Origin of the sequence: Phenylobacterium hankyongense (assembly GCF_003254505.1) — a bacterium.
Classification (GTDB): domain Bacteria; phylum Pseudomonadota; class Alphaproteobacteria; order Caulobacterales; family Caulobacteraceae; genus Phenylobacterium; species Phenylobacterium hankyongense.
Genome location: NZ_QFYP01000001.1, coordinates 271,874 through 291,450 on the forward strand (window position 1 = coordinate 271,874; position 19,577 = coordinate 291,450).

A 19,577-nucleotide genomic window follows, 5' to 3' on the forward strand; every position below is an offset into this window, starting at 1 on the left:
TGAGCTCGCCGCCCCCACTTTTTCTCAGTCTTACCCCAGGGGAAACTTGACTTCGGGGGGCCGTGGCGCACACACCCCCCGCATGATCCCCCGCTACGCCCGCAAGGAAGCCGCCGACATCTGGGCGCCGCAAACGCGCTTTCAGATCATGTTCGAGATCGAGGCCCACGCGGCCGACGCCATGGCCGATCTCGGCGTCATCCCCAAGGAAGCCGCCAAGGTGATCTGGGAGAAGGGCCGCGACGCCCTCTGGGACGCCGAGCGCATCGATGAGATCGAGCGCGAGGTGAAGCACGACGTCATCGCCTTCCTCACCCACGTCACCGAGATCGTCGGTCCCGAGGCCCGCTTCCTGCACCAGGGGATGACCTCCTCCGACGTCAACGACACCACGCTGGCCGTGCAACTGGTCCGCGCCACCGATCTGCTGCTCGAGGACGTCGACCTGGTGCTCGCCGCCCTGCAGCGCCGGGCCTTCGAGCACAAGCTGACCCCCACCGTCGGCCGCAGCCACGGCATCCACGCCGAGCCCACCACCTTCGGCGTCAAGCTGGCCGGCCACTACGCCGAGTTCCAGCGCGCCAAGGAACGGCTGGCGATGGCCAAGTTCGAGATCGCCACCTGCGCCATCTCCGGCGCGGTCGGCACCTTCGCCAACGTCGCCCCGCAGGTGGAAGCCTATGTGGCCGGCAAGCTGGGCCTGGCGGTGGAGCCGGTCTCCACCCAGGTGATCCCGCGCGACCGGCACGCCGCCTATTTCGCGGCGCTGGCCGTGGTCGCCTCCTCCATCGAGCGGCTGGCGGTGGAGATCCGCCACCTGCAACGCACCGAGGTGCTGGAAGCCGAAGAGCCGTTCGATCCCGGCCAGAAGGGGTCGAGCGCCATGCCGCACAAGCGCAACCCCATCCTCACCGAGAACCTGACGGGCCTGGCGCGGCTGGTCCGCTCGGCGGTGGTCCCGGCGCTGGAGAACGTGGCGCTGTGGCACGAGCGCGACATCAGCCACTCCTCCGTCGAGCGCGGCATCGCGCCCGACACCACCATCCACCTCGACTTCGCCCTGCGCCGGCTGGCCTCGGTGGTCGAGCGCCTGGTGGTCTATCCGGAGAACATGCTGAAGAACCTCGACCGCCTCGGCGGCCTGGTGCACTCCCAGCGGGTGCTGCTGGCGCTGACCCAGAAGGGCGTCGCTCGCGAGGTCGCCTATGCGGCCGTTCAGCGCAACTCGATGAAGGTCTGGCGCGGCGAGGGCAATTTCCTCGACCTGCTGAAGGCCGATCCGGACGTGACCCTGACCGAGGCCGAGCTCGCCGAGCTCTTCGACCTCGGCTACCACTTCAAGAATGTGGACGTGATCTTCGGGCGGGTGTTCGGCGAACAGGCCTTGGCCGCCGCCAGGGCCGCGGAGTAGGTGTCCGCAGCCGCGCGCAAGGCCTCAGGAGCCCGAGCGGACGCTTTCGCGGGCCTGGGCCAGCAGTTCGGCCATCTTCATGCGGACTTCGCCCTCGGTGATCGTGACGCCGGCGCCCTTGAGGTCTTCGAAGACCTTGCGCAGCACGTCGTCCTCGCCGGGTTGTTCGAAGTCGGACTTCACCACCGCCTGAGCGTACTCGGCGACATGCTTGTCCTGCAGACCCATCAGGCCGGCCGCCCACTCGCCCAAGGCGCGGTTACGGCGCGCAGAGGCCTTGAATTCCTGCTCCTGATCGAGCGCGAACTTCTTCTCGAAACCCTGTTCACGGTCGTCAAAGGTGGTCATGTGGTCCCCGGAAAGCGGCACGAACGGCGTCACATATCGTGCCGGGCCCGACCCCGCAATCGAAAGGCGGGTCCCATCCACGAGGTTTGCGCCGCGCTGCGGCATCCGCTAATTTCCGGCGGCCTCATATTGAGCGAGAGGCCGAGTCGGAGCCGCGCGCGAGGATCAGCCGCGCGCGTTTTTAGTTCCCCCGACCGGCAAGCCCCGCTCACGGAGAAGGCGTGAAGATGACCCGTCGTAAGAAGATCTACGAGGGCAAGGCCAAGATCCTCTACGAAGGTCCCGAGCCCGGCACTCTGATCCAGTATTTCAAGGATGACACCACGGCTTTCGACGCCACCAAAAAGGCGGTGCTCGAGGGCAAGGGCGTGATCAACAACCGCATCAGCGAATACATCATGACGCGGCTGGGCTCGATCGGCGTCCAGACCCACTTCATCAAGCGGCTGAACCTGCGCGAGCAGCTGATCCGCGAGGTCGAGATCATCCCGCTGGAGGTGGTCTGCCGCAACGTCGCGGCCGGTTCGCTGTCGACGCGCTTCGGCATGCCCGAAGGTCAGGCCCTGCCGCGTTCGATCATCGAGTTCTACCTGAAGGACGACAAGCTCCACGACCCGATGGTCGCCGAGGAGCACATCACCGCCTTCAACTGGGCCTCGACCCAGGAGATCGACGACATGATGGCGCTCACCCTGCGGGTGAACGACTTCCTGACGGGCATGTTCGGCGCGGTCGGCATCACCCTCGTCGACTTCAAGATCGAGTTCGGCCGCATCTGGGAGAACGACTTCGCCCGGATCATCCTGGCCGACGAGATCAGCCCCGACAGCTGCCGCCTGTGGGACGCCCAGACCAACGAGAAGCTGGACAAGGACCGCTTCCGCCGCGACCTCGGCAACGTCATCGAGAGCTACACCGAAGTGGCCCGCCGGCTCGGAATCATGAAGGAGATGCCGACCGTCATTCAGGGAGGCCTCCACTAGTGCGCGCCAAGGTCCACGTCTTCCTCAAGCCCGGCGTCCTCGACGTGCAGGGCAAGGCCGTCGAGCAGGCGCTGCATGGCCTTGGCTGGGGCGGCGTCGAGCACGTCCGCGTCGGCCGCACCATCGAGTTCGACCTGGCCGCCCAGGACCCCGCCGCCGCCGAGGCGGAGGTGAAGGCCATGTGCGACAAGCTGTTGGCCAACACGGTGATCGAGAGCTACCGCGTGGAGGTGGCGTGAGGGCGCTGAGCGCCCTCGCCCTCCTCACACTCCCGCTTTGCGCCTGCGCGCCTAAGCCCGCGGCGACCACCCCGCCGTTCCAGCTCGACTGCGCCCAGCCGTTCGAAGCCCTGAAGGCCCGGGTCACTGCCCAGCCGCTGACGCCCGCGCCCAAGGACCCCAACGAGCCCTACCGCTTCTATTCGAGCCCGGACGGCCGGATCTCGTTCCTGATCACCGAGCCCGGCGCGCCCGGCCATCCGGCGATCATGATGCAGCGCGCCGCGGGCGGCGAGGTGAAGACCACCGGCTGCCCCTACGGCGACCGCGCCGGCTACGCACAGCTGCAGGCCTATCTCGACGGCCTCAAGAGCTGGCGGCGGAAATGACCTCTGCCGCCAGTCTTGACCCGCCGGCCCGCCTCCGCCACCTGACGCCCTCCCCGCACACGGAACTCTCCCGATGAAAGCCGCCGTCATCGTCTTCCCCGGCTCCAACTGCGACCGCGACTGCAAGGTCGCCATCGAGCGCTCCACGGGCGCCTCGGTGGACATGGTCTGGCACGGCGACACCGCCCTGCCTGCCGGCATCGACCTGATCGTCCTGCCGGGCGGCTTCTCCTACGGCGACTACCTGCGCTGCGGGGCCATGGCCGCGCTGTCGCCGATCATGGCCGAGGTGAAGGCCGCCGCCGAGCGCGGGGTGGCGACGGTCGGCATCTGCAACGGCTTCCAGGTCCTCTGCGAGGCCGGCATGCTGCCCGGCGCCCTGCTGCGCAACGAGCGCCTGAAATACGTCTGCAAGCCGGTGGAGCTGGAGGTCACCAACGCCCAGACCCGCTTCACCGCCGGCTACAAGGGCCGCCGCGAAGTGGCGATGACGGTCGGCAACGGCGAGGGCAACTTCTTCGCCGACGAGACGACCCTCGACCGGCTGGAAGGCGAGGGCCAGGTGGTGTTCCGCTACCTGGAGAACCCCAACGGCTCGGCCCGCAACATCGCCGGGATCGTCAACACCGGCGGCAACGTGCTCGGCCTGATGCCGCACCCCGACCGGGCCTTCGAGGCGGAGCTCGGCTCGGCCGACGGCGCCCTCCTCTTCCAGAGCGCGCTCGCCAGCGCCTGAGGCTTCTAGGACGGTCCGCCCACGGCTAAGGTCGCGGCGTCATCGATCCGAGGACCTGCATGTCGAAAGCCCCGCTGCGCGTCGCGCTCGCCCTGGCCGCGCTGGCCCTCTCGTTCGCCGCGGCCGGCGCCCAGACGCCGCCGATGACGCCGGACATTCCGCCGAAGTTCGAGTTCCCGCGCGGCGCCTACGACTACGTCAAGCGCACGGTGATGATCCCGATGCGCGACGGCGTGAAGCTCTACACCGTCATTGTCATGCCGAAGGGGGCGAAGGATGCGCCGATCCTGCTGACGCGCACGCCCTACAACGCCAGGAAGCGGGCCGAGCGCACCCTGTCGCCGCACATCGACGCCACCCTGGCGCAGATGGACGAGGACTTCGTCAGGGACGGCTACATCCGCGTCTACCAGGACATCCGCGGCAAGTACGGCTCGGAGGGCGAGTACGTCGTCACCCGGCCGGTGATCGGGCCGCTGAACCACACCAAGGTCGACCACGCGACCGACGCCTACGACACCATCGACTGGCTGGTGAAGAACCTGCCGGAGTCCAACGGCCGCGTCGGCATGATCGGCTCGTCCTACGACGGCTTCACCACCGCCATGGCGCTGATCAACCCGCACCCGGCGCTGAAGGCCGCAGCCCCGCAGAGCCCGATGGTCGACGGCTGGATGGGCGACGACTGGTTCCACTACGGCGCCTTTCGGCAGGTGAACCTCGACTACTTCTCCGAGCAGATGAGCGCCCGCGGCGAGGGCTCCTCGATCCCGCGCGAGGGCTTCGACGACTACGAGAACTTCCGCCGCGCCGGCTCGGCCGGCGACTTCGCCCGCGCCGCCGGCCTCGACCAGATCCCCTTCTGGCGCAAGCTCAGCGAGCACCCCGCCTACGACGCCTTCTGGCAGGAGCAGGCGCTCGACAGGATCCTCGCCAAGCAGCCGCTGAAGGTGCCGACCATGTGGATCGGCACCCTGTTCGACCAGGAGGACATGTGGGGCGCCGTCCACGCCTACGCGGCCACCGAGCCCAAGGACGCGGCCAACGACATGAACTTCCTGGTGCTCGGCCCCTGGCGCCACTCCGGCGTCAACTACGAGCAGCGCACCCTCGGCGCCCTGAAGCTGCCCGGCGACACCGCCACCCAGTTCCGCCGCGAGGTGCTGAAGCCGTTCTTCGACGCGCGGCTGAAGACCAACGGCCCCAAGGCCGACACCCCGCCGGTGTTCATCTTCCAGACCGGAACCGACCAGTGGCAGCGCCTCCAGCGTTGGCCGCCGGCCTGCGAAAGCGGCTGCGCGGCGAGCATGAAGCCGCTCTACCTGCAGCCCGGCCAGGGCCTGGGCTTCGCGCCGCCGCCCGCCTCCGCGCCGGCGTTCGACGAGTACGTCTCCGATCCCGCCAAGCCCGTGCCCTATGTGCGCCGGCCGGTGCGCTCGGACGACGCCGACCAGTGGCGCTACTGGCTGGAGACCGACCAGCGGCACGTGGACGGCCGCCCCGACGTGCTGACCTATGTCTCGCCGCCGCTGACCGCGCCGGTGCAGGTCTCCGGCGCGCCGATCGTCAACCTGTTCGCCTCCACCAGCGGCACGGACTCCGACTGGGTGGTGAAGCTGATCGACGTCTATCCCGACACCGTGCCCTCGCAGCCGGAGATGGGCGGCTATGAACTGGGCGTGGCCATGGACATCTTCCGCGGCCGCTACCGCGAGAGCTTCGAGCACCCCACCGCCATCCCCGCCAACGCGGTGGAGAAGTACCGGTTCGTGATGCCGACCACGAACCACGTCTTCCTCCCAGGCCACCGGATCATGGTGCAGGTTCAGTCGAGCTGGTTCCCGCTCTACGACCGCAACCCGCAGACCTTCGTGCCCAACATCTTCTTCGCCAGGCCGGCGGACTACGTGAAGGCCACCCAGCGGGTCTACCACTCAGGCCCGCAGGCGAGCGCCGTCGAGCTGCCGGTGGTGGCGCCCTGACAAAATTTGTTCTATCTTTGTTCCATGGACTGGATTCCACCGACGTGTACGCAAACACCTATGAGGAGTAGTCTAAGGCAATGCTAGGACTCCTCCTCACCCTCCTTGCCGGTTCTGTTGACACGAGACTACCTGACGAATCCCACATTGAATATTATGAATCGAATATAACATCTGGCGCTCAATGTCAGTATTCCGATGGCACGAAGGCCGTCCTTTTCTGGACCAGAGACCCCCAGAAATTCGTAATCATTAACCGCCACGATGGTTCGAATACTCTTTCTACGCTCGAAATACTCCCAGACGGGCATCGTGATCTTGAGGCAAATGGCGGTGTGGCGACCTACGCGGCCTTTCGCCGAGCATTCGACTTCCTGGTTGCCAAGCCTCAGACGCGTGTCACGCCTGGAGCCATACCGAGCTTCCTGAACGCGCGGCGCGTCCCGGCCTGCCCGTGGAAGTCCTTCTACTGGCGCGTCTACCCGCAGGATCGGGAGCCATGACTGCGCACCACGCCTACCGGTGGTGACCGCCGCATAAAGGGGCCGGAGCGCGCCTGCGCTCCGGCCCGACGGCCGCCGGTCTCTTGCTGTTGCTGGCGATTGTCGTTGGACTGTTGATTGACCGTGTTCGCCCCCGGTTCTGCGACGTCTGGCCCGACGCCGAGCGTGCGACCAACCGACAGCAGCCGCCGATGCTCCCGCCTATCGCGCCCCGCGCAGAACCTCGCTAGAAGGCGGCCATGAGCGCCGCGCCTTCCAAAACCCTGGCCGAATCGGCCGCCGAATTCGGGCTGAAACCGGAGGAGTACGACCTGATCGTACGCCGGCTGAACCGTGAGCCGAACCTGGTCGAGCTCGGCATCTTTTCGGTGATGTGGTCGGAGCACTGCTCCTACAAGTCCAGCCGCAAGCACCTGGCCAAGTTCCCCACCACCGGCCCGCGCGTGATCTGCGGCCCGGGCGAGAACGCCGGCGTCGTCGACATCGGCGACGGCCAGGCCTGCATCTTCAAGATGGAGAGCCACAACCACCCCTCGTTCATCGAGCCCTACCAGGGCGCGGCGACCGGCGTCGGCGGCATCATGCGCGACGTCTTCACCATGGGGGCGCGGCCGATCGCCCTGCTCAACGCCCTCCGGTTCGGCGATCCCAGCCATCCGAAGACCAGGCGGCTGGTGTCCGGCGTGGTCTCCGGCATCGGCGGCTACGGCAACTGCGTCGGCGTGCCCACCGTCGCCGGCGAGACCAACTTCCACCGCGGCTACGACGGCAACATCCTGGTCAACGCCATGTGCGTGGGCCTGGCCGACGCCGACAAGATCTTCTACTCGGCCGCGCCGTCGGCGGGCCTGCCGGTGGTCTATTTCGGCTCCAAGACCGGCCGCGACGGCATCCATGGGGCGACCATGGCCAGCCAGGAGTTCGACGACGCCTCCGACGAGAAGCGCCCGACCGTCCAGGTCGGCGACCCGTTCGCCGAGAAGCTGCTGATCGAGGCGACGCTGGAGCTGATGGCGTCGGGCGCCGTCGCCGCCATCCAGGACATGGGCGCGGCCGGCCTGACCTCCTCCTCGGTGGAGATGGCCGGCAAGGGCGGCGTCGGCATCGAGCTCGACCTCGACGCCGTGCCCCAGCGCGAAGACGGCATGAGCGCCTACGAGATGATGCTGTCGGAGAGCCAGGAGCGGATGCTGGCCATTCTCAAGCCCGGCCGCGAGGCCGACGGCGAGCGGATCTTCGCCAAGTGGGGCCTCGACGCCGCCACCATCGGGCGCACCACCGACACCGGCCACATGGTGCTCAAGCACAAGGGCCAGGTGGTGGCCGACGTGCCGCTCGCGCCGCTGTTCGACGACGCCCCGCTCTACGACCGGCCGTGGGTCGCGCCGACGGCGCAGCCGCGGATCGAGCCCGCCGCCGTTCCGGCGCCCAAGGACTACGCCGAAGCCATCCTGAAGCTGATGGCGGCCCCCGACATGGCCTCCAAGCGCTGGCTCTGGGAGCAGTACGACCGCCACGTGATGGCCGACACGCTGGACGACTCCTCCACCGGCGCCGACGCCGGCATCGTGCGCGTGCACGGGACCGGCAAGGCGCTGGCCGTCACCTCCGACGTCACCCCGCGCTACGTCCAGAACGACCCCTACGAGGGCGGCAAGCAGGCGGTCGCCGAGGCCTGGCGCAACCTCACCGCCGTGGGCGCCGACCCGATCGCCATCACCGACAACCTGAACTTCGGCAATCCCGAGCGGCCGGAGATCATGGGCCAGATCGTCCGCTGCATCGACGGCATGGCCGAGGCCTGCCGCGAGCTGGACTTCCCGGTCGTGAGCGGCAACGTCAGCCTCTACAACGAGACCAACGGCGCGGCCATTCCGCCGACCCCGACGGTCGGCGCCGTGGGCCTCTTGGCCGACTCCACGCAGCGGGCGGACTTCGCCGGCGCCAGGCCCGGCGACACCCTGGTGCTGATCGGCGAGACCAAGGGCGAGCTCGGCGCGTCCATGTACCTGCGCGAGCTGCTCGGCCGCGAGGACGGCGCCCCGCCGCCGGTCGACCTGGCCCTGGAGCGCCGCACCGGCGACCTGGTCCGCGGCCTGATCCTCGCCGGCAAGACCCCCGTCGTGCACGACCTCTCCGACGGCGGCCTGATCGCCGCGGCGGCTGAGATGGCGCTGGCGTCGCGCACCGGCCTTAGCCTGCGGGTCAACTCCGACGCCCACGCCCACATCCTGCTGTTCGCCGAGGACCAGGCCCGCTACCTGGTCGCCGTCGCCGATCCCAAGGCGGTTCTGGACGCCGCCGCCGCGGCCGGGGTCCACGCCTCGGTCATCGGCCAAGTGGGCGGCGACAGCTTGTCGGCCCCCGGCCTGTTCGACCTGCCCATGAGCCGCCTGCGCCAGGCCCACGAGGGCTGGATGCCCGGCTACATGGGCGCCTGATGGACCGCCCCGCCGAACAGATCCGCGCCGACCTCGGGGCGCTGGCCGACAAGCCGCACGTCGCCGCGACCCTGGCCAGCCTCGGCCAGCCCGGCTCGGCCGCCCGCATCCCGACGCCGGCCGCGGTGATCGACCTCGACGCCTTCGAGCGCAACCTCGCCAGGATGGCCGCCCGCGCGAAGGCCGCCGGCCTGGCGCTGCGCCCGCATTCCAAGTCCCACAAGACCGTCGCCATCGCGCGGCGTCAGGTCGCCGCCGGCGCGGTGGGCGTCTGCTGCGCCAAGCTGGCGGAGGCCGAGGCCATGGCGGCGGGCGGCGTCGCCTCCATCCTGATCACCTCGCCGGCCGCCGGCCCGCTGTGGGCGATGCGCGCCGCGGCGGTGGCCAGCGCGGTTCCCGACTTCCGCATAGTGCTCGACCACGCCGACGCCGCCGCCGAACTGGGCGCCGCCGCGCAGGGCCCGATCCAGGTGCTGATCGACGTCGACCCCGGCATGGGCCGCACCGGCGTCCGCGACGCCGATCAGGCGCTCGAGGTCTTCCGCGCCATCGCCGCCCAGCCGAAGCTGAAGCTGATCGGCGTCCAATGCTACGGCGGCAGCTGGCAGCACATGGAGGGCGCCAACGCCCGCGCCGCCGCCGTCGCCGACGGCATGGCCCGGCTGAAGGCGGTGATCGCCGCCCTGCGCGAGGCCGGCGCCGTGATCGAGGTGGTCACCGGCGGCGGCACCGGCACCTTCGAGGCCGACGCCGCACAAGGCGTGCTCACCGAAGTCCAGCCCGGCTCCTACGCCTTCATGGACCGCGAGTATCGCGACGCCCTGAAGGACGACCCCGACGGCGCCTTCGAGCAGAGCCTGGCCATCGCCGCCACGGTGATCACCACCAACCAGCCCACGTGGGTGACGGTGGACGCCGGCCTCAAGGCCTTCTCCACCGACGGTCCCCTGCCGGTTCCGCTGACGCCGAAGTTCGCCGGCGTCGCCTACCGCTACTTCGGCGACGAGCACGGCCGGCTGATGCGGCCCGAGGGCCAGCCGGTCGAGCGCGGCGAGCGGGTCGACTTCGTCCCGCCCCACGTCGACCCGACGCTGGACCGCTACGACCTCATCCACCTGGTCCGCGGCGACGTCCTGGTGGACATCGTCCGCGTCGAGGCCCGCGGCGCGTCGCAGTAGCGGTCGGGCCCGACGCGATCAGGCGGGGACGTTCTCCCGGAACGGCTGCATCTGCCCCTCCAGCGCGCGGGCGAACGCCGGCCGCGCCTCGCACCGCCGCCGATAGGCGTCGAGCGTGGGGAACTGCGCCAGCACCCCGTTGTCCACCAGCTCCCGCAGAACCGTGGTCATGATCAGGTCGCCGGCCGTGAAGCGGTCTTCCAGATAGGGCTTGTCGCCCAACCAGGCCGCCAGCGAAGCCAGCCGGCCCTTCAGCGCCGCCTCGGCCTGCGGCCGGCGCTCCCTGGTCCAGGCCTCTCCCGCATGGAAGACGTCGAGGTGGACCAGGTTCTGCACGTGCGGCTCGATGGAGTTCAGCGCCGCCAGCACCCAGGTGCTCGCCCGCGCCCGCCCGGCTTCGTCGGCCGGCGCCAGCGCCTCGGACTTGCCGGCGAGGTGCAGCACGATCGCGCCGGACTCGAACATCTCGACCGCATCGTCCTTGTAGGCCGGGACCTGGCCGAACGGCTGCCACTGGCGGTAGCTCTCCGAGGCCTGGGTCTGCGGGTCGATCAACACCACCGAATAGGGCAGCCCGGCCTCCTCCAGCGCCCAGCGGATCCGAAGGTCGCGGACATAGCCCTGGGCGAACGCGGGAACCCAGCGAAACGCGGTCAGCTGGATCGTCATGTCATGGTCTCCTGGTCGAACGAGAGCCCGAAGGCCCGATGCGGCGCCCGCGGCCCGCGCGGCGTCCTCACCTCAAAGACGCGCGACCCGGGAGCCCTACGACAGGGCGCGGTGATTTTGTTGGGGGCTACCTTCAGCCTCCACCGCCCGCCCCCGATCCCCCACCGCCAGCCGGTGCAGCACCGTCACCACCGCGAGGCCCAGCAGCAGCAGCCCCGCGCCCAGCACCAGCACGCCGTGGACGTCGCGGTCGCCGACCACGAAGGAGGCCAGGAGCGGCCCCAGCGCGCCGGCCAGCAGCTGCACTGCGCCGCTCTGCATGGCGGCGCGGCGGGAGGGGTCGGCCTCGATGGTCATCGGCACCAGGAACGGCCCGGCCAGCATGCCGCACAGGCCCGCCAGGCCGGTGACGGCGACGAAGGCGCCGGCCGGCGCACTCACCGCATAGGTCGCCCAGGTGCTCAGGAAGGCCAGGGCGCAGATCCAGAAGATGGTGATGTAGCGCACGCGCCCGGCCAGCACGGTCGCCAGCACCCCGCCGAGGATCTGGCAGCCCAGCCCGACGGAGATGGCGGTGCGGCCCACCGCGACGCTCAGCCCCGCCTGGCGCGCCAGCGGCAGGATATAGACCGAGACCGCGGTCAGCGAGGCCGCAAAGCTGAGGGTGCCGGCGAGCGCCACCCAGCCGCGCAACGGCGGCGCGCCCCCGCCGCCGCCCTCCGAGCCGGGCGCCGCGCCCAGGCTGCGCGGCAGGACGAGGCAGAGCGGCGCCGCCAGGGCGGTGGCGCAGGCCAGGGTCACATAGCCGCCGTTGGCGCCGAACCGCGGCAGGATCAGCGCCGACAGGCCGGTGGCGACCCCCAGCTGGGTGATGCCCATGCCGGTAAACAGCACCGCGGCCCAGCGCTCCGGCGTCTGGGTCCGGGAGATCAGACCGATGGCGATCCACAGCATCAGCCCCTCCGGCACGCCCGCCAGGGTGCGGACCAGGAAAACGCCGGACCCGCTGGCGCGGACGGTGGCGAGATCGGCGACGATCAGCAGGACAGTGGCCACGGCGGCGACCAGCCGGAGCCGTCGCGGCTTGAGCACGATGCCCGCCAGGCCCGTGACCAGGCCGGTGCTCAGCGCCTCCAGCATGGCGGCCAGGCCGATGCCGGCGGCGGACAGCCGGCGTTCCTCGGCCAGTGCGCTCAGCAGCAGCGGCAGCAGGCCGGCGATCAGCAGCGAGATGACGCCTAGGGCGATGGCGCTGCCGGTCTCGACGGCGGTGAAGGGATCGCCGGCGACCTCCGCCACCTGCCCGTCGGAGGAATGGGCGCCGCTCGGCGCGCCGGTCGTTGCGGTCATCGGGCGATGAGGGGCATGGGGTGACCGCGGCGGTTGGCGTTGGTCCAGCATCGCCGCGCGCGGCGGCATTGCCAACGCCTAACCACGACTCCCGGTCGCCCGCCGCGCCTCAGTGCTGGGCGCCCGGCCCTCCCTGGCGCGCGATTTCAGGGCATTTCCAGCCTATATGCTACGGCGCAGCAACGGCGGGCCGGCGTTTCATTCGACACAGGGGTTTCTGGAGCGAAGGCGGAGCGCCGCCCGACGCGCACCGGAGGCGGGCATGAAGTTTCTGCAGAGCTGGCATTGCACACATGAGGCGCAGCTCGGCGAGCCGATGCTGGTGCTGCGCACCACCGAGGGCCAGGAGCTGGTGGTCATGCTGCCCGCGGCGGCGGCGGAGCAGTTGGGCCTCGCCCTGGTGGCCGAGGGCCGCCAGGCGGCGCCGAGCGGCCCGCCGAACTGATCTGGCGGCCATGGAAAGGGGCGGCCCCTCGCGGAGACCGCCCCTCAGTCAGAGATCCGCTGTGGGATCAGCTCGTCCGGCCGCCTGAGCCACGGCCATGGTCGATCCCCGGCTGCCCGCCGGCCTGGCCGGCGCCCTGCTGACCGGCCGCCTTGGACCCGGCCTGCATCGGCTGGACGCGCAGCTGGTTCTGGACGTTCTTCACGCCGGAGACCTGCTCGGCGATGTCTTCCGCCCGACGCTTGTCCTCGCGGGTGTCCACCGTGCCGGCCAGGATCACCTCGGCGCCGGTGACCTTGATCTCGATCTCCGTGGCGTCCAGCCAGGCGTCGTCGGCGAGCCGGTCGCTCACGTCGTCGCGGATCCGTTCGTCGGAGCGGACGTAGTTCTTCGGCCCCCGGCCCCGGTGCTCGCCGCCGCGGGTCTGGCCGCCGAACTGGCTGCGGAAGCCCTGGTCAGCGCCGCCGTCGGTGACGCTCTGCAGCCGTTCATTGCCGCCCGTCATGCCACCCGTCATGCCGCCGCCTTGGCCGAACCGTTGCTGGTTCGCGTCGCCATAGCGCTGCCCGCCGTAGCCTTGGCCGCCATAGCTCTGGCCGCCGTAGCCCTGGCCTGACGCGCCGTAGCCCTGCGGCGGCTGCTGTCGGCCCTGGGACCCGTATTCCGCCCCATAGTCCTGGGCCCAATAGCCCTGCGAACCGTAGCCTTGGCCTTGGGACCTGTAGCCCTGGGCGCCAGAGCCCTGCGAGCCGTAGCCCTGCTGGGCGCCGTAACCCTGCTGAGCGCCGTAGCCCTGGGCCCCGGCGCCCTGCCCGTAGTCCTGGGAGCCGTAGCCCTGGCTTCCGCGCTGCATGTCCTGCCAGTCCTGGCCCGCACGGCCGTACCCGCCCTGGCTGCGTTCCTCGAAGCTGCGCTGTTCGCCGCCCCGGCCCTGGCTCGGCGCCCGATCCTGGCCGCCGAATTCCCGCCGGTTGCGTTCCTCGGATCCGTAACGGCGTTGGTCGTCGTCACGACCGCTTCTGTTCCAGTCACTCATGGCTGGTCCTCCGTGATGTGGTGATGGAGTCCGCGCGCAGACGCTCCGACGCGCCAACCAGCCGGGCCGCCGATCGTTCCTCCCCTGATCGTCAGATTGGCGCCTTCCCGACAAATGTGAGAAGCGATCGCGGCGGGAGCCTAGTCCGCCGTCGCCCGGCCCAGCATCTCCAGCGCCGCCGCCGCGAAGGCGCGCATGTTGGCGCTGCGATCCTCGCTGCCGGTCTCGATGGTCAGCGCCATCTCCAGCGGCCCCGCCACCGCGATGCAGGTGTGGCCGGCGGCGTCGCCATAGCCGTTGCCGGTCGGCCCCGCCGCGCCGGTTTCCGACAGGCCCCAGGTGGCGCCGAACCGCTCCCGCGCCGTGCGCGCCAGCAACAGGGCGTAGGGCTCGCTGGCCGAGCGCATGCCGTCCACCAGCGCCGCGCGCGGGATGTCCATCAGCAGCACGCGGGCCTTGGGCGTGTAGACCACCGCCCCGCCCAGATAGTATTTCGAGGCCCCGGACACGCTCAGCAGGGCCGCGGAGATCAGGCCGCCGGACGAGCTCTCGGCCACCGCCACGGTCTCGCTCCGGGCCTTCAGCCGCTCCCCCAGCGTCTGCGCCAGCGCTTCCAGCTCCTCCATCCGCCTTCCCCCTCTGTTGGTCTTGCCGCTTGGCTTGCCGCGGTTTCGGCGCCCATGATGGTCGCCAATTAAAACCAAACGCCATTTTCCGGAGGATTATTATGGACGCCCATTCGCAATGGACGGGTCTCGACGCCGAGCGCCTGGAGCGCATCGGCGACCATCTCGAGCGCAACTACATTTCCAACGGCAAGATCACCGGCTGCCAGGTGAGCGTCGCCCGGCACGGCCACCTCGCCTACTTCAAGTCGTTCGGGCTGATGGACCGCGAACGCGGCAAGCCCACCACCGACGACACCATCTACCGCATCTATTCGATGACCAAGCCGATCACCTCGGTGGCGTTGATGACCCTCTACGAGCAGGGCTATTTCCAGCTCAACGACCCGGTCAGCCGCTTCGTCCCGTCTTGGAAGAACCACCGCGTGTGGGTCTCCGGCGAGGGCGAGGACATGAAGACCGAGGCGCCGCACCGGCCGGTCTCCTTCCGCGACGTGCTCTCCCACACCGCCGGCTTCACCTATGGCGGCGGCCTGCCGGGCGTCGGCATCCAGCACCCGATCGACAAGATCTACCGCGATCTCAAGGTCCGCTCGATCGGCGGCAGCGACTCGATGATGACCTTCCTCGACAAGCTGGGCCAGGTGCCGCTGCGCTACCAGCCGGGCGCGGCCTGGATGTACTCGCTCGCCACCGACGTCTGCGGCGCGCTCGTCGAGGTGATCTCCGGCAAGCCCTTCGCGCAGTACCTGCAGGAGGTGATCTTCGGCCCGCTGGGCATGAAGGACACCAGCTTCTTCGTGGCGCCGGACAAGGTCGACCGCTTCGCCGCCAACTACCAGCGCGGGCCCGACAAGCAGCTGAAGCTGATCGACGATCCGGCCACCAGCGACTTCACCCGCGAGCCGGGGTTCAAGTCCGGCGGCGGCGGCCTGACCGGGACCAGCGCCGACTACCTGCGGTTCTGCGAGATGCTGCGCCGGGGCGGCGAGCTGGACGGGGCGCGGATCCTCGGGCCGCGCACGCTCGAGATCATGCACATGAACCACCTGCCGGGCGGCAAGGACCTGACCCAGCTGGCCATCGGGGGCTTCTCGGAGACCGCCAACGAGGGGGTCGGCTTCGGTCTCGGTTTCGCCTCGACCATGGGCCAGGTGCAGACCGGCTCGCTGGGCGTCGGCGACTACTACTGGGGCGGCGCGGCCTCGACGATCTTCCTGGTCGACCCGAAGGAGGACCTGTCGATGGTGTTCATGACCCAGCTGATGCCGTCCGGCACCTTCAACTTCCGCGGCCAGCTGAAGAGCCTCATCTATTCGTCGATCATCGACTGAGACGATCTGCTGACACGCCCTGGCAGCAGAGCTGCGCTATCAGGGCGTGATGAGCACGCATCTCCTCGGCCTGGCCTCGCTGTTCCTGGTGACGCTCGCGACCTCGGTGATCCCGGGGCCGAGCAACTTCCTGACCATGCGCGTCGCCATGCGACGCGGGCGCGGCCCGGCCTTCGCCGCGGCGCTGGGGACCACCGCCGGCTGCGTGCTCTGGTGCGCGGCCGCGGCGCTGGGCCTCGCCGCCCTGCTGGCCGCGGCGCCCTGGCTCTACAAGGTGCTGCGGATCGGCGGCGGCCTCTACCTGCTGTGGTTCGCGGTCGCGCTCTGGCGTTCCAAGGCCGAGCCGGCCGCCACCGAGCCGCCGCCGGGCGCGGCGCGCGCCGCCTTCCTGCAGGGCCTGGGGATCTGCCTGACCAACCCGAAGTCGGTGCTGTTCTTCGCCAGCATCTTCTCCGCCTACGTCGGCCCCGACAGTCCGCTGTGGGTCCACGCCGCGGCGGTGGCCGTTGTGGTGCTCACCTGCCTGGTCTGGCAGGTGTCGCTGGCCTGGGTGCTTTCGGTCCCGAAGACGGCGCAGGCCTATGCCGGCGCCCAGCGGCCGCTGGACCGGCTCGCCGCGGTGCTGATGGCGGCGTTCGGCGCCAGCCTGCTCTGGACCTTCGGCTGACGCGCGCCTAATCCAGCGCCATGCCCATGCCCATCCAAGCCCTGGAAGCCGCCCTGCGCGAAGGCTTCCCCGACGCCAAGATCGAGATCGACGACCTGGCCGGCGACGGCGACCACTACCGCGCCCGCATCGTCTCCGAGGCCTTCAAGGGCCTGCCGCGGGTGAAGCAGCACCAGCTGGTCTATGCGGCCCTGAAGGGGAAGATGGGCGGCGAGTTGCACGCGCTGGCGCTCGAGACCTCGGCGCCGGCTTGACCCTGGGGGCCGGGCTCCCTAGCTCTTGGCCTGAAGATTTCCGCCGAAAGGGCGACCGATGACCGACACCGCGACCGCCAATCCCGTCCACGATTTCATCGCCAAGGCCGTGGCCGACCATCCGGTGGTGCTGTTCATGAAGGGCGAGCCCGAGCAGCCCAAATGCGGCTTCTCCGCCGTCGTCGTGCAGATCCTCGACCACCTGGGCGCCAACTTCGTCGGCGTCGACGTGCTGCAGAGCGACGCCCTGCGCGAAGGCATCAAGAGCTACTCCGAGTGGCCGACCATCCCGCAGCTCTACGTGAAGGGCGAGTTCGTCGGCGGGGCCGACATCGTCCGCGAGATGTTCCAGTCCGGCGAGCTCAAGGGCCTGCTGGAAGACCAGGGCCTGCTCACCGCGTGACGGCGCTGCTCGCGCCGCCGGAAGGCCGCCAGGTCTTCACCCGCGAGATCGAGCCCGTCCCCTCCGACATCGATGCGAACGGCCACGTCAACAACGTGGTCTATCTCGACTGGGCGCAGCAGATCGCCACCGCCCACTGGCGCGCCCGCGCCCCGGCCGACGAACAGGGCAAGTGGGCCTGGGTGGCGCTCCGCCACGAAGTCGACTACCGCCGCGCCCTGAAGCTCGGCGAAGTGGCCCACGCCCGCACCTGGGTCGCGGATGCCGCCGACGGCCCGCGCTTCGACCGCTTCGTGCGCATCGACGGTCCCGACGGCGCCATGTGCGCCCAGGTCCTGACCACCTGGGTGCTGATCGAGCAGGCCACCGGCCGCCCGCGCCGCGTCCCTGCCTGGATGGTGGAGATATTTGGCTGAGGCTCAGGCCGGCAGCGACCGCAGCAGGGCCGCCCGCTCATGATCCTTCGGACGGCCGAACAGCTCCAGGATGGCGATCAGCTCCGCCCTCGACGGGACGAACAGCGCCGCGCCCGCATAGGCGACGGCGACGCGGCTCCGCGGCCACACCGGCCGCCATCCGTCCGGCCCGTTCACCTGGAACCCGGCCATGACGTCCACCGCGACCGGAAGCTCCGTCTGCTGGAAATAGACCTCGGAGCGGAACAGCGGGTGCGGCTTGGCCGGGGTCGGGGCCACGCGCCACTGCTCGGCCAGCCGACGCGCCTGGTCGGGCGTGGTCAGGACGTCCACGTCGGCGATAGCCGCCGGCCGGGCGCCGTGCAGCGCCACCGCCGCGCTGCCGATGATCCACCAGTCGTCCGTCGCGCCCGAAAGCGCCTCGCCCAAGGCGCGCAGCGTCTCGTCCAGAGCACGCGGCAAGCTCACAGCCCCGGCCCGGTCCAGGCCACCAGCGGGTTCAGCAGGAACACCGGCGTCCGCGGCGCGAGGCCGAGCTCCGCCCAGGTGAAGCTGAGCTCGGTCTGGCCCATGGCGAAGGACCGGCAGCGGTCCAGCCGCTTGCGGCCCAACGCCAGCGTGACCGCCTGGCCCTTGCGCTCCACATAGAAGGCGAAGTCCGCCTTGGCCGTGCAGCCGTTGGAAGCGACCCGGACGGTCAGCGCCTCGCGGCCCGCCACCGCGGAATAGAGCGGCTCCAGCTCGCCCAGGGCCGTCGCGGCGGGCGTCACGGTCGGCGGCGGCCCGGCGCCCGCGCAGCCGGCCAGCAGCGCCAGGCCGGCGAACATCAGCATCCTGCGATTCATCGGCCCCACTCCGCCACGGCCGGCGCGCAAAAGCAAAAGGCCCCGGATCGCTCCGGGGCCTTCGCATCGTCTGACGAAGTCGGGCGTCGCTTAGGACGCGTAGAATTCGATGACGAGATTGGGTTCCATCTTCACCGGGTACGGCACCTCGGCCAGCTCCGGCATGCGGATGTACTTGGCGCTCATGCCCTTCACGTCGACTTCGATGTAGTCCGGCGTGTCGCGCTCGCCCGATTGCAGGGCTTCCAGCACCAGGGCCATGTTGCGCGAACGCTCGCGCACCGTGACCACGTCGCCCGGCTTCACGCGGTACGACGGGATGTTCACCCGCTTGCCGTTCACCATCACGTGGCCGTGGTTGACGAACTGGCGCGCCGCGAACGGGGTCGGCACGAACTTGGCGCGATAGACGATGGCGTCCAGGCGCGACTCCAGCAGCGAGATCAGGTTCTCGGAGGTGTTGCCCTTGCGGCGGGCGGCCTCTTCGTAGATCCGGCTGAACTGCTTCTCGGTCAGGTTGCCGTAGTAGCCCTTCAGCTTCTGCTTGGCGCGCAGCTGGAGGCCGAAGTCGGAGACCTTCTGCTTGCGGCGCTGGCCGTGCTGGCCGGGGCCGTAGGAGCGCTTGTTGATCGGGGACTTCGGGCGACCCCAGATGTTTTCGCCCATCCGGCGGTCGAGTTTGTACTTGGCGCTATGGCGCTTGGACATGTCTGCTCACTTCATCGACACGAGCCGGCGCTTCCGAAGTGGAAAGCGCGATCGCAACGGCGGCCTTCGCGTCACCCGTCATAGCTCCGCGGCCGCGCGGAAAGCCGGCGGTTCACGAAGGCGCGGTGTATGCCGCCCGGCCTTTCGGGAGTCAAGGTCAGGCGGCCGGCGACGACCCGTGGAACTGCCGCCACTTCCAGCGGCCGCCCTGCAGCTCGAAGACCCCGGTCAGGCGGTAGGGCTGCCGGGTTTCGCCCTCGTCGCCGCGCAGCACCACCTCGCCCTCAGCATAGAGCCAGGCCACCGGCCCGCGGACCGAGACCCGCACCTCCCGCCAGGAGAAGCTGATGGTCTGGGGCATGGCGAAGTAGCGGGCGAAATGCGCCTCGAGCTCGGCCCGGCCGCGGGCCTTGTCGTCGGGCGCGGAGCCCACCAGCAGCGTCTCGTCGCCCTTGGCGAACTCATCGACCACCGCCATGTCGCGCCGCGCGAGGAAGCCGTTCAGCCGGATCAGCGCCTGCCGCACGCCGCGCTCCGCGCTGGTCTGCGGCGGGGCCGCCGCGGCCGGACCGAAGCCGAGGATCAGCAGCAGCGCTGCGCCGGTGGCGAGCGTTCGCGTGGAAATCGTCATCGGT

Annotated in this window: 23 protein-coding genes; 14 read left to right on the plus strand and 9 right to left on the minus strand. The window is 69.9% G+C overall.

What is annotated here, in order from left to right:
* The first annotated feature begins 82 nt into the window (after positions 1-82).
* Positions 83-1,411: an adenylosuccinate lyase gene (purB, locus tag DJ021_RS01220; protein ID WP_111455802.1), complete on the plus strand. Its 1,329-nt coding sequence runs from the start codon at positions 83-85 to the stop codon at positions 1,409-1,411.
* 24 nt (positions 1,412-1,435) lie between these two features.
* Here purB and DJ021_RS01225 read toward each other — a convergent pair whose 3' ends face one another.
* On the minus strand, positions 1,436-1,759 hold the full coding sequence (locus tag DJ021_RS01225) for a DUF1476 domain-containing protein (RefSeq protein WP_111458931.1): 324 nt from the start codon (positions 1,757-1,759) through the stop codon (positions 1,436-1,438).
* Between the two features lie 227 nt (positions 1,760-1,986).
* Here DJ021_RS01225 and purC point away from each other — a divergent pair, with 227 nt between their 5' ends.
* The 7 genes from purC to DJ021_RS01260 all read left to right on the plus strand — a co-directional run bounded on the left by purC (position 1,987) and on the right by DJ021_RS01260 (position 10,189).
* Positions 1,987-2,742 (plus strand): phosphoribosylaminoimidazolesuccinocarboxamide synthase, encoded by a 756-nt coding sequence (gene purC, locus DJ021_RS01230; RefSeq protein ID WP_111458932.1) that lies wholly within the window; start codon positions 1,987-1,989, stop codon positions 2,740-2,742.
* Positions 2,742-2,981: a phosphoribosylformylglycinamidine synthase subunit PurS gene (gene purS / locus DJ021_RS01235; protein WP_111455804.1), complete on the plus strand. Its 240-nt coding sequence runs from the start codon at positions 2,742-2,744 to the stop codon at positions 2,979-2,981. Before purC ends, purS begins: the two co-directional genes overlap by 1 nt.
* The gene (locus DJ021_RS01240) at positions 2,978-3,349 is read left to right on the plus strand and encodes a hypothetical protein (protein WP_111455806.1); all 372 of its coding nucleotides are present in this window, start codon (positions 2,978-2,980) and stop codon (positions 3,347-3,349) included. The genes purS and DJ021_RS01240 overlap by 4 nt, the downstream gene beginning before the upstream one ends.
* 73 nt (positions 3,350-3,422) lie before the next feature.
* The gene (purQ, locus tag DJ021_RS01245; protein WP_111455808.1) at positions 3,423-4,085 is read left to right on the plus strand and encodes a phosphoribosylformylglycinamidine synthase subunit PurQ; all 663 of its coding nucleotides are present in this window, start codon (positions 3,423-3,425) and stop codon (positions 4,083-4,085) included.
* Positions 4,086-4,144: 59 nt separating this feature from the next.
* Positions 4,145-6,067, plus strand: coding sequence for a CocE/NonD family hydrolase (locus DJ021_RS01250; RefSeq protein WP_111455809.1), 1,923 nt, complete (start codon positions 4,145-4,147; stop codon positions 6,065-6,067).
* Between the two features lie 742 nt (positions 6,068-6,809).
* On the plus strand, positions 6,810-9,011 hold the full coding sequence (gene purL, locus DJ021_RS01255; RefSeq protein WP_111455811.1) for a phosphoribosylformylglycinamidine synthase subunit PurL: 2,202 nt from the start codon (positions 6,810-6,812) through the stop codon (positions 9,009-9,011).
* Positions 9,011-10,189, plus strand: coding sequence for an alanine racemase (locus DJ021_RS01260; RefSeq protein WP_111455812.1), 1,179 nt, complete (start codon positions 9,011-9,013; stop codon positions 10,187-10,189). The genes purL and DJ021_RS01260 overlap by 1 nt, the downstream gene beginning before the upstream one ends.
* Before the next feature lie 18 nt (positions 10,190-10,207).
* On the opposite strand, the gene DJ021_RS01265 is transcribed toward DJ021_RS01260, so the two are convergent.
* Together DJ021_RS01265 and DJ021_RS01270 are read right to left on the minus strand one after the other, a co-directional pair.
* Positions 10,208-10,858: a glutathione S-transferase family protein gene (locus tag DJ021_RS01265; protein ID WP_111455813.1), complete on the minus strand. Its 651-nt coding sequence runs from the start codon at positions 10,856-10,858 to the stop codon at positions 10,208-10,210.
* 96 nt (positions 10,859-10,954) lie between these two features.
* Positions 10,955-12,208 (minus strand): hypothetical protein, encoded by a 1,254-nt coding sequence (locus DJ021_RS01270; protein WP_111455814.1) that lies wholly within the window; start codon positions 12,206-12,208, stop codon positions 10,955-10,957.
* A gap of 262 nt (positions 12,209-12,470) precedes the next feature.
* On the opposite strand from DJ021_RS01270, the gene DJ021_RS01275 reads away from it, so the two are divergent.
* Complete coding sequence (locus DJ021_RS01275) at positions 12,471-12,653, plus strand: hypothetical protein (protein WP_111455815.1); 183 nt, start codon at positions 12,471-12,473, stop codon at positions 12,651-12,653.
* 67 nt (positions 12,654-12,720) lie between these two features.
* Here the strand turns inward: DJ021_RS01275 and DJ021_RS01280 are convergent, their stop codons facing one another.
* Together DJ021_RS01280 and DJ021_RS01285 are read right to left on the minus strand one after the other, a co-directional pair.
* Positions 12,721-13,689, minus strand: coding sequence for a BON domain-containing protein (locus DJ021_RS01280; protein ID WP_111455816.1), 969 nt, complete (start codon positions 13,687-13,689; stop codon positions 12,721-12,723).
* A 140-nt stretch (positions 13,690-13,829) separates the two neighbouring features.
* Entirely contained in the window at positions 13,830-14,315 is a 486-nt protein-coding gene (locus DJ021_RS01285; RefSeq protein ID WP_111455817.1) for a CinA family protein, read from the minus strand.
* A gap of 101 nt (positions 14,316-14,416) precedes the next feature.
* Here DJ021_RS01285 and DJ021_RS01290 point away from each other — a divergent pair, with 101 nt between their 5' ends.
* From DJ021_RS01290 to DJ021_RS01310, 5 genes are read left to right on the plus strand one after another with little or no spacing between them, the layout of a single operon-like run.
* Positions 14,417-15,649: a serine hydrolase domain-containing protein gene (locus DJ021_RS01290; protein WP_111455818.1), complete on the plus strand. Its 1,233-nt coding sequence runs from the start codon at positions 14,417-14,419 to the stop codon at positions 15,647-15,649.
* Between the two features lie 49 nt (positions 15,650-15,698).
* Positions 15,699-16,316 carry a LysE family translocator gene (locus DJ021_RS01295; RefSeq protein WP_111455819.1) on the plus strand — a complete coding sequence of 206 codons (618 nt, stop codon included), beginning with the start codon at positions 15,699-15,701 and terminating at the stop codon, positions 16,314-16,316.
* Positions 16,317-16,336: 20 nt separating this feature from the next.
* Complete coding sequence (locus DJ021_RS01300) at positions 16,337-16,570, plus strand: BolA/IbaG family iron-sulfur metabolism protein (RefSeq protein WP_111455820.1); 234 nt, start codon at positions 16,337-16,339, stop codon at positions 16,568-16,570.
* Between the two features lie 58 nt (positions 16,571-16,628).
* Positions 16,629-16,973 carry a Grx4 family monothiol glutaredoxin gene (grxD, locus tag DJ021_RS01305; RefSeq protein ID WP_111455821.1) on the plus strand — a complete coding sequence of 115 codons (345 nt, stop codon included), beginning with the start codon at positions 16,629-16,631 and terminating at the stop codon, positions 16,971-16,973.
* Positions 16,970-17,389, plus strand: a complete 420-nt coding sequence (locus DJ021_RS01310) for an acyl-CoA thioesterase (protein WP_111455822.1) — start codon at positions 16,970-16,972, stop codon at positions 17,387-17,389. The genes grxD and DJ021_RS01310 overlap by 4 nt, the downstream gene beginning before the upstream one ends.
* A gap of 3 nt (positions 17,390-17,392) precedes the next feature.
* Here DJ021_RS01310 and DJ021_RS01315 read toward each other — a convergent pair whose 3' ends face one another.
* The 4 genes from DJ021_RS01315 to DJ021_RS01330 all read right to left on the minus strand — a co-directional run bounded on the left by DJ021_RS01315 (position 17,393) and on the right by DJ021_RS01330 (position 19,573).
* The gene (locus DJ021_RS01315) at positions 17,393-17,851 is read right to left on the minus strand and encodes a nucleotidyltransferase family protein (RefSeq protein ID WP_133254914.1); all 459 of its coding nucleotides are present in this window, start codon (positions 17,849-17,851) and stop codon (positions 17,393-17,395) included.
* Between the two features lie 2 nt (positions 17,852-17,853).
* Positions 17,854-18,234 carry a hypothetical protein gene (locus tag DJ021_RS01320; RefSeq protein ID WP_111455824.1) on the minus strand — a complete coding sequence of 127 codons (381 nt, stop codon included), beginning with the start codon at positions 18,232-18,234 and terminating at the stop codon, positions 17,854-17,856.
* 90 nt (positions 18,235-18,324) lie between these two features.
* Positions 18,325-18,942: a 30S ribosomal protein S4 gene (gene rpsD / locus DJ021_RS01325; RefSeq protein WP_111455825.1), complete on the minus strand. Its 618-nt coding sequence runs from the start codon at positions 18,940-18,942 to the stop codon at positions 18,325-18,327.
* A gap of 157 nt (positions 18,943-19,099) precedes the next feature.
* Positions 19,100-19,573, minus strand: a complete 474-nt coding sequence (locus tag DJ021_RS01330) for a nuclear transport factor 2 family protein (protein WP_111455826.1) — start codon at positions 19,571-19,573, stop codon at positions 19,100-19,102.
* Between the last annotated feature and the right edge of the window lie 4 nt (positions 19,574-19,577).

Bases quoted from the DNA above. Each gene is read 5' to 3' on its own strand.
- DJ021_RS01265 (WP_111455813.1), bottom strand. From the start codon at position 10,858: ATGACGATCCAGCTGACCGCGTTTCGCTGGGTTCCCGCGTTCGCCCAG.
- DJ021_RS01270 (WP_111455814.1), bottom strand. From the start codon at position 12,208: ATGACCGCAACGACCGGCGCGCCGAGCGGCGCCCATTCCTCCGACGGG.
- grxD (WP_111455821.1), top strand. From the start codon at position 16,629: ATGACCGACACCGCGACCGCCAATCCCGTCCACGATTTCATCGCCAAG.
- DJ021_RS01275 (WP_111455815.1), top strand. From the start codon at position 12,471: ATGAAGTTTCTGCAGAGCTGGCATTGCACACATGAGGCGCAGCTCGGC.
- purL (WP_111455811.1), top strand. From the start codon at position 6,810: ATGAGCGCCGCGCCTTCCAAAACCCTGGCCGAATCGGCCGCCGAATTC.
- DJ021_RS01260 (WP_111455812.1), top strand. From the start codon at position 9,011: ATGGACCGCCCCGCCGAACAGATCCGCGCCGACCTCGGGGCGCTGGCC.
- DJ021_RS01280 (WP_111455816.1), bottom strand. From the start codon at position 13,689: ATGAGTGACTGGAACAGAAGCGGTCGTGACGACGACCAACGCCGTTAC.
- DJ021_RS01290 (WP_111455818.1), top strand. From the start codon at position 14,417: ATGGACGCCCATTCGCAATGGACGGGTCTCGACGCCGAGCGCCTGGAG.
- rpsD (WP_111455825.1), bottom strand. From the start codon at position 18,942: ATGTCCAAGCGCCATAGCGCCAAGTACAAACTCGACCGCCGGATGGGC.
- purB (WP_111455802.1), top strand. From the start codon at position 83: ATGATCCCCCGCTACGCCCGCAAGGAAGCCGCCGACATCTGGGCGCCG.
- DJ021_RS01330 (WP_111455826.1), bottom strand. From the start codon at position 19,573: ATGACGATTTCCACGCGAACGCTCGCCACCGGCGCAGCGCTGCTGCTG.
- DJ021_RS01295 (WP_111455819.1), top strand. From the start codon at position 15,699: ATGAGCACGCATCTCCTCGGCCTGGCCTCGCTGTTCCTGGTGACGCTC.
- DJ021_RS01320 (WP_111455824.1), bottom strand. From the start codon at position 18,234: ATGAATCGCAGGATGCTGATGTTCGCCGGCCTGGCGCTGCTGGCCGGC.
- purQ (WP_111455808.1), top strand. From the start codon at position 3,423: ATGAAAGCCGCCGTCATCGTCTTCCCCGGCTCCAACTGCGACCGCGAC.
- DJ021_RS01285 (WP_111455817.1), bottom strand. From the start codon at position 14,315: ATGGAGGAGCTGGAAGCGCTGGCGCAGACGCTGGGGGAGCGGCTGAAG.
- DJ021_RS01300 (WP_111455820.1), top strand. From the start codon at position 16,337: ATGCCCATGCCCATCCAAGCCCTGGAAGCCGCCCTGCGCGAAGGCTTC.
- DJ021_RS01250 (WP_111455809.1), top strand. From the start codon at position 4,145: ATGTCGAAAGCCCCGCTGCGCGTCGCGCTCGCCCTGGCCGCGCTGGCC.
- DJ021_RS01225 (WP_111458931.1), bottom strand. From the start codon at position 1,759: ATGACCACCTTTGACGACCGTGAACAGGGTTTCGAGAAGAAGTTCGCG.
- purC (WP_111458932.1), top strand. From the start codon at position 1,987: ATGACCCGTCGTAAGAAGATCTACGAGGGCAAGGCCAAGATCCTCTAC.